Origin of the sequence: Parabacteroides caecihominis, assembly GCF_023656785.1 — a bacterium.
Classification (GTDB): Bacteria; Bacteroidota; Bacteroidia; order Bacteroidales; family Tannerellaceae; genus Parabacteroides; species Parabacteroides segnis.
In genome coordinates this window covers 44130-56707 of record NZ_JAMOKS010000043.1, presented here as the reverse complement: position 1 = coordinate 56707, position 12578 = coordinate 44130, and the positions used below count along the sequence as shown (strand labels likewise).

At 46.1% G+C, this 12578-nt stretch carries 8 protein-coding genes; 3 read left to right on the top strand and 5 right to left on the bottom strand.

The features are described 5' to 3' along the window. Positions 1 to 436 precede the first annotated feature (436 nt). The 3 genes from NBH14_RS24950 (at position 437) to NBH14_RS24940 (ending at position 4644) form a co-directional block, all read left to right on the top strand. Complete coding sequence (locus NBH14_RS24950; RefSeq protein ID WP_186961525.1) at positions 437 to 2185, top strand: glutamine--tRNA ligase/YqeY domain fusion protein; 1749 nt, start codon at positions 437 to 439, stop codon at positions 2183 to 2185. 25 nt (positions 2186 to 2210) lie between these two features. Then, positions 2211 to 3653, top strand: a complete 1443-nt coding sequence (locus tag NBH14_RS24945) for a tetratricopeptide repeat protein (protein WP_186961524.1) — start codon at positions 2211 to 2213, stop codon at positions 3651 to 3653. Between the two features lie 79 nt (positions 3654 to 3732). Beyond that, the gene (locus NBH14_RS24940) at positions 3733 to 4644 is read left to right on the top strand and encodes a DUF368 domain-containing protein (RefSeq protein WP_186961523.1); all 912 of its coding nucleotides are present in this window, start codon (positions 3733 to 3735) and stop codon (positions 4642 to 4644) included. A 412-nt stretch (positions 4645 to 5056) separates the two neighbouring features. Here the strand turns inward: NBH14_RS24940 and NBH14_RS24935 are convergent, their stop codons facing one another. From NBH14_RS24935 to NBH14_RS24915, 5 genes are all read right to left on the bottom strand, one after another. Then, complete coding sequence (locus NBH14_RS24935; protein ID WP_122327940.1) at positions 5057 to 6451, bottom strand: ABC transporter permease; 1395 nt, start codon at positions 6449 to 6451, stop codon at positions 5057 to 5059. 15 nt (positions 6452 to 6466) lie between these two features. Beyond that, the gene (locus NBH14_RS24930) at positions 6467 to 8002 is read right to left on the bottom strand and encodes a DUF2705 family protein (RefSeq protein ID WP_186961522.1); all 1536 of its coding nucleotides are present in this window, start codon (positions 8000 to 8002) and stop codon (positions 6467 to 6469) included. 27 nt (positions 8003 to 8029) lie between these two features. Further along, positions 8030 to 8749 carry an ABC transporter ATP-binding protein gene (locus NBH14_RS24925; RefSeq protein ID WP_007653298.1) on the bottom strand — a complete coding sequence of 240 codons (720 nt, stop codon included), beginning with the start codon at positions 8747 to 8749 and terminating at the stop codon, positions 8030 to 8032. A gap of 470 nt (positions 8750 to 9219) precedes the next feature. Beyond that, the gene (locus NBH14_RS24920) at positions 9220 to 10635 is read right to left on the bottom strand and encodes an NEW3 domain-containing protein (protein WP_250817829.1); all 1416 of its coding nucleotides are present in this window, start codon (positions 10633 to 10635) and stop codon (positions 9220 to 9222) included. Between the two features lie 198 nt (positions 10636 to 10833). Further along, on the bottom strand, positions 10834 to 12351 hold the full coding sequence (locus NBH14_RS24915) for a TolC family protein (RefSeq protein ID WP_007653296.1): 1518 nt from the start codon (positions 12349 to 12351) through the stop codon (positions 10834 to 10836). Positions 12352 to 12578 lie beyond the last annotated feature (227 nt).

Genomic DNA, 12578 nt, shown 5'->3' with positions numbered 1-12578 from the left:
TTCGACTCAAGGATATCAATGAATGGGCATCAAAAAAACTATCGCCAAACCTAGTCTCCATGCGGAATCAAACACTAAAAAAAGTATGCTAAAATGAGAACACTTTACTGAACACCCTACCCTACAGGGTGCCTCAAAAAGAAAATGATTCAAGGGAACCCAGGGTTAGAACCCTGGGCTAGTTTGTTACAGGCCTACAGCCTGAAGGCACCGTCACTAATTGGTTCATCCTATAATTAGCGGATAACTCAATTTTTTCTATATTCAAATCTAATCCTTTTAACCTTCCCATACTACTCAGACAACACAGATTTATTAGATTCTGTTCGATAAAATTAAGCCACAAATACAGGAAAAAACTTGTATTGCTATGCAGCAAATAAAGAAATCGCTACCTTTGCTCCGTTAATAAAGAAATAACATATTTATAACAGATATGAGCGATATCAGAACGAACGAAGAAGAAGGCAAAAAAAGCCTGAATTTTATTGAAGCAAATGTTGAAAAAGACCTGGCAGAAGGTAAAAATGGCGGACGTATACAAACCCGTTTCCCACCCGAACCAAACGGCTATCTGCATATAGGACATGCCAAAGCAATCTGTCTGGATTTCGGTATTGCAGAACGTTACAACGGAGTTTGTAACCTTCGTTTCGACGACACGAACCCTGTAAAAGAAGATGTAGAGTATGTCGATGCAATCAAGGAAGATATAGAATGGCTCGGATTCCATTGGGGTAACATCTATTACGCATCCGACTATTTCCAGCAATTGTGGGATTTTGCCATCCGTCTGATCAAAGAAGGAAAAGCCTATATCGACGAACAAAGTTCGGAAGTTATCGCCCAGCAGAAAGGAACCCCTACCCAACCGGGTATCAATAGTCCCTATCGCGACCGTCCCATCGAAGAAAACCTGGCGTTGTTCCAAAAGATGAGCGACGGCGAAGTGGAAGAAGGTGCTATGGTATTGCGTGCCAAAATAGATATGGCAAACTCGAACATGCACTTCCGCGACCCGATCATCTACCGCGTAGTGACATCGGCACACCATCACCGCACCGGCAACACCTGGAAAGTGTATCCGATGTACGACTTTGCCCACGGCCAGAGCGACTTCTTTGAAGGCGTTACACACTCGCTTTGTACACTCGAGTTTGTGGTACACCGTCCGTTATACGACCTGTTCATCGACTGGCTGAAAGAGGGTAAAGACCTCGACGACAACCGTCCGCGCCAGACTGAGTTCAACAAACTGAACCTGAGTTATACACTGATGAGCAAACGTAACCTGCTTACACTGGTAAAAGAAAAGCTGGTCGACGGTTGGGACGATCCCCGTATGCCGACTATCTGTGCATTCCGCCGCCGTGGTTATTCTCCCGAGTCTATCCGCAAGTTCGTCGATAAGATCGGATATACCACTTACGATGCCCTGAACGAATTCGCATTGTTGGAAAGTGCCGTTCGTGAAGACCTGAATGCCCGTGCTACCCGTGTATCGGCCGTTCTCGATCCGGTCAAACTGATCATCACCAATTATCCGGAAGGACAGGTGGAAGAGATGGAAGCTATCAACAACCCGGAAGACCCGGAAGCAGGCAGCCACCTGATCGAATTCAGCCGCGAACTGTGGATGGAAAGAGACGATTTTATGGAAGACGCACCGAAGAAGTTCTTCCGTATGACTCCCGGACAGGAAGTACGTCTGAAGAATGCTTACATCGTGAAATGTACCGGTTGCAAGAAAAACGATGCAGGCGAAGTGGTGGAAGTATATTGCGAGTACGATCCGAATACCAAGAGCGGTATGCCGGACAGCAACCGCAAAGTAAAAGGAACGCTACATTGGCTGAGTTGTGCGCATAGTCTGCCGGCAGAAGTCCGCTTGTACGACCGCCTCTGGAAAGTAGAAAATCCACGTGATGAACTGGCCGCTATCCGCGAAGCCAAGAATTGCTCCGTGCTGGATGCAATGAAAGAGATCATCAATCCGGATTCTCTGAAAATATTGACGAACTGTTACGTTGAGAAATATCTGGCGAACGCCAAGCCGTTAGATTATTTACAATTCCAGCGTATCGGTTATTTCAACGTAGACAAAGACTCTACGCCCGAAAAGCTCGTCTTCAACCGTACCGTATCCCTGAAAGATACGTGGAGCAAGGTGAAGGACAAGGCTTAACAATGTGCCAATTAAATTATTCCCTATGAAAAAAGATGATATTTCACGTCTGCTACAACGTTATCTGTCTGCCCGCGAAATGGGAAAAGAGCCCTATTTCGATGCGGATGAAGTAGATGAATTGTTGGGCAGCTTTGAAGAATCGGATAATTATGACTACTTTGATGAAGTTTTAGCCTTAGGACTAAAACTTCATCCGGGTAATACAGACTTACAGATCAGACAATGCAAACTCTTCGTTTATAATGAAGATTATAACAGTGCACTGGCTCTGATCGATTCAATCGCTGAAACAGACAACCAGGACCTCGACTTATTACGGTTAGAATGCTATTGCATGCTCGACCGGTATGATAAACTGATCGAGTACACAGAAAAATTGATCGAAGAGGATTGCGATTATCTGGAAACCGTGTTCGAATATACCGCTCCCCTTTTAAGTGATATGGAAATGAACAATGAAGCACGCGATTTCATAAACCGCGGCATTGATTTATTCCCTCAGAATCTGGTATTGAAAGATGAGTTATGCTACAACCGGGAAATAGAAGGAGACATCGACGGGGCGATCAGCATCTGCAACGAACTGATCGACAAAAACCCTTACTCTCACGAATACTGGTTCACACTCGGACGGTTATATTCGATCAAACTGGAGTTCGAAAAGGCAATCGAAGCATTCGACTTTGCACTGACCTGCGATGATTCGGACCCGGAGTTGAAGATACTGAAAGCCTACTGCCTCTACATGAACGAAAATTATGAAAAGGCACTGGAAGTATATCAGGACATCAATGGCGACTTTGAGATGGCGGAGCGCATCAAACCGCTCATGGCTGAGTGCTATATCAAACTTGAAAATTTTGAAGGTGCCTATAATCTGCTGAAAGATATTATCGGCAAAAAGGTGACTGACAACGAACCGGCAGCATACATCAACTTCATCCGTTGCTGTGCGGAAACGGAACGTCATCGGGAGGCTTCCAAGACGTTGACAAAGGCGATCGAACTATTCCCCAACAATGTCAGGATACTCTCTCTGCTGGCCTTGACTTACGTGGAAAACGGAGAAGACAAGCAGGCAGTCGAGACCACCGAACGTCTGTTCGAAGTATTGGATAAAGGAGAATACTATCAACCGGAGGATTTTGAAAGCCTTTTCCATGCCGGACAATATCTCTACATGAAAGGCGATATCGACAAGGCGATCAAATATTATAATAAGGTATATGCCGTTAATCCGGATCTGCCTTTTATCCATCTCCATATGGCTATGGCTTATCTGGCTAAAGGAGATATGAAGCATTTCGGCGAACACTTCAGCAAGACTACCCCGAAAGAACTGATCGAGTACCTGGAAAACTCAGGTATCGACTTCAGCGATGTGGAGCAGCAGTTGCTGGGCAAACATATCCCGCCGGAAGATCTGACAAAGGAATTCCTCAATAATAAGGACAATAATAACTAAAAATGTGCCAATTCAAATACAATCAGTTGACATCAGCATTGGCATATTGGCACATTAGCACATTGACAAATTATTCACAATGGACAGAAATCTAAAAGACTACGGTCTCCTACTTTTGAAAGGCATGGGTATGGGCGCAGCCGATGTTGTTCCCGGCGTATCGGGCGGCACAATTGCCTTTATTGTTGGTATTTATGAAGAACTGATCGATTCGATCAAGAGTATTAACGGAGCAAGCCTGAAGCTACTCTTCACCGGTAAGATCGCCGCTTTCTGGAAAGCGATAAATGCCAACTTCCTGCTGGCTATCGTTGCCGGCATCGGGATCAGCATTTTCTCGCTGGCAAAGCTCATTACCTGGCTGTTGGTTACCCATCCGATCCTGGTGTGGGCCTTCTTTTTCGGGTTGGTACTGGCTTCCACCTGGTTCGTATCGAAAGATATCAAGCAATGGAACTGGAAATCGATACTGAGTTTTATCATCGGGGCTATCATTGCTTATTACATTACCGTTGCCACACCGGCGGAGACACCGACAAACCTGTTCTTTATCTTCCTTTGCGGAGCCATTGCGATCTGCGCGATGATCTTGCCGGGTATTTCGGGTAGTTTCATTCTGGTATTGCTCGGAAAATATTTCTATATCATGGAAGCGGTAAAGACACTCAATATCCCGGTCATGCTTGTATTTATCTGTGGCGCGGTACTGGGTATCACTTCGTTTTCACGAGTACTCTCTTATGCCCTGCGCCGGTTCCATGATACGACAATCGCAGTATTGGCCGGTTTTATGCTGGGTTCACTCAACAAAGTATGGCCCTGGAAAGAAACAATCGAGACATATACCGACAGCCACGGAGTGATCAAGCCGTTGGTTGAAGCAAATATTTTGCCGGACCAGTTGTTGTGGGAAGCCGTAGGATTAATGATATTCGGCTTCGCTATCGTATATTTCCTTGAAAAGTTATCCATGAAAGGAGCTAAAGCATAAAAAAAATCTCTTCCCTATGCTCACGCACAAGGAAGAGCTTGTTCTCTCGCCAAAGAGAACCTCATCAATTATGTTAACCTTTTTAGGTTATAAAAGGGAGCAGTTCGCCAGAGTTGCTCCCTTCATGTTGAAAACACACATCTTATTAGTATTGTTTATCTTTTTACCTAATTCATGGCAAATAGCATGCCATAAGTGTATCTATCTGATAACTACCAGTTTTATAAATAATAAACCTGTCCAATAACGGACAGTTGTCCGGTTTTACTTTACAGTATGTCCGGCAACGCCGTTTATAGTGCAAACAGCGTGCCAAAACACACAAACATCTATTTATCAAACATATATATTCACCACTAAATTCCCATTCTGTCCAATAATTAGACAGTGATGTACAAAATTTAGACAATTATTACCGTACATCGTATCTTGTAAAGAAATAAAAGCAAGCCATAAACAAAACAGCAATCATAACTATCATAGCAATCATATAACCGCCGATGAATTCGATGCGTTGCCCGAAAGAGGCGATCTGTTCCTGATATTGAGGAATCTGATCGACGGCTACAGGTTTCTTGCTGGTGGAATAATCTTCATAAGGATTATACCAGTGAGGGCTGCCGTCATCCTTGGCATCGACATCTTTGAACCACTGTAAGAACTGTTCCTGGAAAGCATGCAGGTCATTCCAGTTCTTCTGGAAACGCAGGTAACCACCTCCCAGAAACGCTTCATTCATATAATCGAACTGCGCGATCGGTGACAACAGCGTGAAATTCCGGGTTTGCTCAAACTGACGGAACTGTTGCAGGTAATAGGCATCATTATACTTCTTATCGCTATTCATCAAATTGCTCTGGTTTCGTGCACGCAACTCATGCCGGGGATAAAACGCATCCATACCATTGGACGACCAACTTCCTTCCGGTGCATTCCGGTTAATATCATTGGATGCCTCCTGACGCTTCTGAGCCACTTCGTCCGATGTCGGTATGCTGAACAGCGTCTTTGCCCAGAATACAGACGTATTAGGAATGACTACCGCAGCAAACAACCAGAAACAAAGCGAGATAAGCAAACTGATATTGGAGTAGCGCGTCACCACCGACGACAGCAAACCGAATACGGCAAACGTAGTGATAAACAAAAGGCTGATCAGTATAAACCCGGCAGTCTCTATCAGAAAGCTACTGTTCAACTGCACCTGACCGGAAACAGCCAGGATAATCAGACTGATTATGATACCGACCAACTCCATGACTCCTATCACTGTTATAATACTCAAAAGTTTACTGCACAAGAAGGTGCGCCGGGGTACGGCATTTGAAAAGACCAAAGCCAGCGTCCTCTCCTCTTTTTCCCCTGAAATGGCATCAAAAGCAAAAAGCAACGTAATAAAACTCAGGAACATGGAAACGATAAACGACCAACTCAAACTATCCGTACGGATCAGAAGAGGATTATTGCTATCATGACGTACCGAATAATCAAACACATTATAAGCACTGTAGGTAATACGGTTAGGCAAATAGCTTTCCTTGCAATCCGCAATCACGCTGTTTTCACGCGGAGAGATGATAAAGCTGTTCCTTGCTGTCGCTACTTTTGAGATATTTTCGGCTTGTTTGCCTATTGCTTCCTGCTGTGCTACGCTATATTTGGTATAGTTATCATGCATATCCTTAAAAGAAGAAGCAAATGAAACACTACCCAACGTAAACACCAGCACAACAATTACAAAAGAAACCTGAAAGCGCAGGCTATACAAATAGTTCTGCAATTCACGTATATATAAAGTTGTAAACATAACTGTAATTATTTATTATCTGACATCATATTTCATAAACGACACGATTGTCCCGACCAACAATACGATCACCAATCCCAGCAGGGCACATAAACGTCCCAGTGCAGCACCCAACGTAGCCGAAAGTGTGATCGGTTGAGGAACATAGCGGGGAACACCGCTGGTATCCAGATACGGAAATTCAGAATTACTTCTGTCATATTTCTTCCACACCTCTTCTCCTCCCAAGTCTATTTCTGCCTGTGTAGGGAATTCATCCAAAGATTGGGCAGTAAAGTAAGCAGTAGACTCAAACAGCTTATGATCCTTGAAATAGGTAATGACGTTCTCCCGGTATTTACGCAAACTTTCCATATATTTAAGGAAGCTGCCCGCATCGGTACGGCATAAAGCATCCGTCGTCTGATCGAACAATTCGGAGGGCGACAACCAGGCGATGGCTTGTTGCAACCGTTGCTGACGCACCAGTCCATCCAGATAGTTCCGCTGCAAGGCCCATTTCTTATCCGCATTATTCAGCATGACAGGAGTTGCCCAAATCTGCATCTGCTGATGGAACAAAGGTGTCTCTTTCGGGCCTCCGGCCAATTCCAGATATTCAGGTCCGTCACCGGTACAATTATTATAACTCAAATATTTCATATTGACCCTTTGGGACGCACGCGGCCATTCCTCCATATATTCTTTATGAAAAGCCTCGTCATAATTTCTCATGGTTGCCTGTACATTATCATATAAAGGCGCTTTCGAAATACTTTGTGCCAGATAAGTCGCAATATTAGGCATCAGGAAAAGAAACCATATCCAGCACAGCAGGCTGATAATAATGGACGAAGACGAATGCGTCACCCGGCTGGAAATAAACATTCCCAACAAAAGGAATACCATCATATAAATGACGGAAGTCAGGAAAAGCAGCGACAAGCCGCCCCAGTCGGATACTGAAAGGGAAATCGCCGGATTAACCACAATGATCAGGCAGGCCAGCAGATAACAGAACAGCAAAATAGGCAGTAACGTCAGCAACAATCCCAATAACTTACCCATCAGGAAGGAGATACGGCTCACCTGTCCGGTAAAGGTCAGTTTCATCGTCCCGTCTTCCCGTTCACGGGTAATGGCATCATACGAAAAGACGAGTGCCAGCAACGAAATAAGAATAGCGACCACTTTCGAAAAGTCTATCGAGAAGAAGGCATTCAGCGACGGATTGTCGCGGGTAAGAGTATGCCCTTCGGGAAACAGCGGATATTCCCAGAAAGAAACCTTCACCTTATTGCCGACATCACCGATAATACCCGTACTAAAGATACTCAGCGGCTCCGGCACCTGTATAACAGTAGGACGAACATGTGACCATACGCGGCTCTCTTTCATTTCCTTATCCGCCTTTGCCTGTTCGATCTTAAAGACACGCACCTGGTTCTGATAATTCTCCACACTGACGATTACTGTAAACGGTATCACCAGCAGGCACAGTACAAACCCTATAATAAACCTGACCGACAACAAGTTCAGCAGGAAATCTTTCTTTGCTATTAACCAAATCATATTACTTATTATTAATGGTTTATACTCTTATTCCAAAATAGCTTCCTGCATATAATCCAGATAGATACGCTCGAGGTCGTCCTGGAGGAACTCTTCACGGCTACGGAGCATCACCAGGCGGCCTTCTTTCATGATACCGACACGGTCGGCCACTGCCTTGGCACGGAACAGGTCGTGGGTACACATCAGGATACTCTTCCCGGCGTTACGGAGGTTAATCAGTATCTGCATCAGTTCGGCTGCGCTCTTGGGGTCGAGTCCGGTGGTCGGCTCGTCCATGACGATGTTGTCGGCATCTTTGATGATGGCGATGGCCAGTCCGACCTTCTGGCGCATACCTTTGGAAAAGGTTTTCAGCTTGCGTTCGAAGGCTTCTTCCTGTAGGCCGACACGGCGCATGACGTTGTAGTAATCGTCTTTCGTCAGGTTCGTCTTACCGCCCAGGCGGGCAAAGAAGTCGAGGTTCTGACGGGCGGTGAAGTTGCCGTAGAGCATAACATTCTCGGAAACGAAAGCAACATGCTTTTTGGTTTCCAACGGTTTTTCCATAACGTCGATACCGTCGATCAGGGCATGGCCCGAAGTGGGTTCGATGAAGTTGAGGAAGATATTGATAGAAGTGGTCTTCCCTGCCCCGTTTGCTCCCAGCAGGAAAAATATTTCGCCCGGCTTGATCTCTAGGTTCAAGGCATCAAGGGCCAGATTGCCATCTTCGTATCTCTTTGTCAAATCGATTGCTTGTAACATGGTGTTTATGTTTTAATTTCAATTGTTATTATTCTTATTTTCGTTATTACTTTTCTCTTGAAAGAAAAGTAATCAAAAGTTCAAGGCTACATCTGCCTCGCTACTCCGCATCCTGCGTTCGCTGTCGCCTCCGAACTCGCTTCGCTCAAACAGCGGATGCTCCGGACGCTCACTCCGGCTGCTGCGCTTTACGCTCGCCAGCTGATGCCTTTTTAGGAAGTTTCACTTCCTCCGGGGATGGCCGACACTGCCTGTTATATAGGTGCCGGTGTCGGCAATCCCCAAAGAACGCAACGCGTTCTATGAAAGGCATCAGCGGATGAACGTCCGCGAAGGAAGAAGACGAAGCGTCAGGAGCATCTGCTGTTTGAGCGAAGCGAGTTCAGATGCGACAGCGTAGTCTTCTTCCGTAGCAGTGAAGCCGGTGCAGCCTTGATCTTTTGGTTACTTTTCCATCAAGGGAAAAGTAACTATCTTTTGCTAAGCTTCATTCCGAACCAAACGATTCCTCCGATAAAGCCGACCAGCAACAGGATCAGGAAGATGGTGCCGAAGACAGAAGTCGAAGCATTTACCTGGATGCGGACTGTCTTGTCTTCCGTATCTACCTTGCGGTTGTCGGCCATTGCTTCCGTTTTGATCTTCACTTCCTGGGCACCTACTCCACCGTCCGACGGCGGGATGATGGTTACTTTTACCGTCAATTCCTTTTCCGGTTCAAGACTGCTGATTACATCCGGTTCGATACGGGTATCCCATCCGAGAGGCTTCTCTGTTGTCAGCTTGATGTTATCCAGGCGGCGGGTTCCACCGTTACGGACTGTTACGTCCATAACCACTTCTTTGCCGACGGTCGTTTCGTGGTAGAGGTTGTTTGCACGCACTTCGATCTTTCCTTTTCCGCGAGGGATAATCTCCAGGTTCTCACTTCCGGCCTTCTCGCCGTTCGACGCCGTTACGGTCTGCACCTGGAACTTTATCGGCTTATCGATCACTACCTGCTGGTCGTCGCGATCCGGCAAATAGACCTGCAAAGATAACTTCTTTATGTTTACACCCTGCGCAAATTTGATCTGCGTCACCTTACTTTCTCCGTCGGTAAAGTCGTAACTGATCTGGCGCGGCAGGTCGAGCACTTCCAGGCGGTAGACATCATCCGAAGTGGAGAAGCGCTCAAGTGTCAGATCGTAAGTTGCTTTGCTGCTCAGGTCGGCTTCCTGGCTGAACTGCATGGAGGATATGTCGATCACGTTCACACTGGCATCTTTTTTCAGATAGATATTCTTTTCATCCTTCCGGTTGTTGTAGTTCAGCGAGACGGTCAGGTTCTCCGCATCTTTCAGCAATTCGAAATCGGCCGTCGCCACCTTCCCCAACTCGATGGAAGGGACACGATACTCATACGGCGAACCGATGATCGTTTTCGACTCATTATCCACCAAAGATACATATATATTATATATCTTACCGGAACGCATCTCAGGCGTGAACACATCGAAGTGTTCCTTGAACTGGCTCAGATACTCTTCGTTCCCTTCGAGGGCACTTTTCAGGGTGATCTTCACCTTGCGTTCGCCCCGCTGGTCCTGATATTTCACCGCACGTTCCACCGTTATGTAACTCTGCTGGGAGATCAGCTTCAGGATCAGTTTCTGATAATCGACTTCCTTACTCAGCAACTCATTCTTCGAACGGTTGAAATCGTTGGCTGAGATGGCTTTTTCATTATACAGCTTCGTGTCGTTCTCATACTTCTGTTTGGCCACTTCGTAATCGGCACGGGTCTTTTTCAGGTCGAGCAACAAGGCTGCCTCGCTGTCTTCCTGTGCCCGGACGGTAAAGGGCATCAGAAGGATGGCCAGCAATACCGCAATAAAACTTTTCATGTGTTTGTTCATCTGTTCTTATTTATTATGTTATCATTCTAATTTGCTCCCGAATGCTTTCCGGTTTCCTCAGCAGGAAACTTGCGTTTCCTTAGGAAGAAACTGGAGTTTCCCAGGCAGGGAACTGGCGTTTCCTAAATACGAAACTACGAGGAAACTGTAATCGATTGCATATCATCATACTAAACATTTTTACATTTATCCCTTTTCCGGCAGAAAACTGCGGTTATGTTCGAAGTCATACATGGTCTTCCGGTTCAGGTCGGCCACCGAGAGACGATAGGTGATATAACTGTCGATATAGGCAAGCTGCACCTGCGAAAGGCGCTCCTGTTCGATAGAAAGTTCCTGGCTCGTCATATCGCCGTTCTCAAAACGCATCTGGCTGATACGGTAACTCTGTATCGCCACTTCCTGGTTCCGGCGATTGATGCGGTAACGCTTCTCCGCTTCATACACACTACGGACAATCTCGCGAATCTCCTGTTCGATAGTCCGCTTGGTATTGTCGAGATTCAATTCGCGCTGTTTCAGGCGGACTTGCTCGCGGCGTACCTGGTTTTTGGCACGTCCCCAGTCCAGAAGCGGATAAGAGACGGTCAGGGCGATACCCCGGTTAGCCGGACGGTCGCGCATGTTATCAAAGGATGAACCGACCAGTTGACCGACTGTTCCATCTCCGCGTGTACTCAATCCGGTGAAATCATAATAGGCGGAAATGTTTCCTTTAAATTCCCGTTCCCGTTTGGCACGCTTCACTTCGATGGCCTGAAGTTCGATATCGAGGTTGTCTTCCTTTATTTCCATGCGGTTACGCAAAGCTTCGTCGATGGCCAGTTGCATGTCGACGATGAAGGCTTCGAACTCCATATCCGCTTTCAGGTCGATCTCTTCTTTGAGGTCAAGGCCGATAAGTAGCTTGAACTGGTCTTTGGCGGCGGCGAGCTTGCCTTCGCTTTCCATCACACGGGCTTCGTCTTGTGCGACGGTAATCTCGGCGATCAGCATTTCACCTTCGGGAAGGTTGCCCGTCTCCTGTTTCAACTTGGTGATACGGTATGCTTCGCGGGAGTTGACAAGGCGGTCCTGATTGATTTTATGTTCGTAGGCCAGTTTATATACAGTATAGAAACTCTCCGTTACATTATAGACGATATCCATCTGGATACGGGTGAAATAGCAGGTACTCTTCTTATAATCGAGCTCGGCTACTTTCATGTTTTCCTTCAGTTTATTGGCGGTAAAGATGGGTTGGTTGAAAGAGAGGGCAAAACGGCTGTACACCTGGTCGCGTTCCAGTTCTTCATAATCCCGCTGCGAAAGTGTAGTCCGGTAATTCTCCCAGTACATCTTGGAGCTCAGGGCGAAATTACCGCCGGTAGGCAAGACATACGTAAAGTTCAGGTTGCCGCCCACCTGTAACGAACCGGTAGAGTTGTAGACCGGCAGACCGTCGGCCTGCGAAATCTCCGTCAGGCTTTCCGTCCATGAAGGAGTAAAGAAGTCAAAGTTCAGCAACGGCTTGAATTGTGCTTTTGTGTAAAGGTAAGAGTAACGGGTTGCATCCATATCTTCCTTGTAATATTTCACCGTATAGCTTTCCCCCAAAGCAATGTGAATCGCTTCATCATAGGTGATCTGCCGGAGATTCTCCGTCTCCGCATGCCCTGCCAAAGCGAATCCCATCAACAGTGATACCAGTAAATTTCTTTTCATACTATATCGAATTAAGTTCTTTCGGGTAACAGGTTACCCAATTGTCATTATTTATTGTTTTACCTGCCTATAGTAAGGCAAATGGCGTGCCAAAACTGCAACCGGTTGTATTTCCACCGGTTACCCGGATAGGTGATTATTTCCCTCTTGGGTAAAAGGGAAAGCCGTTACCCAAAGTGGGTAATATTTTACCCAATTGCACGCCATCATAAGATAATGCAACCGAA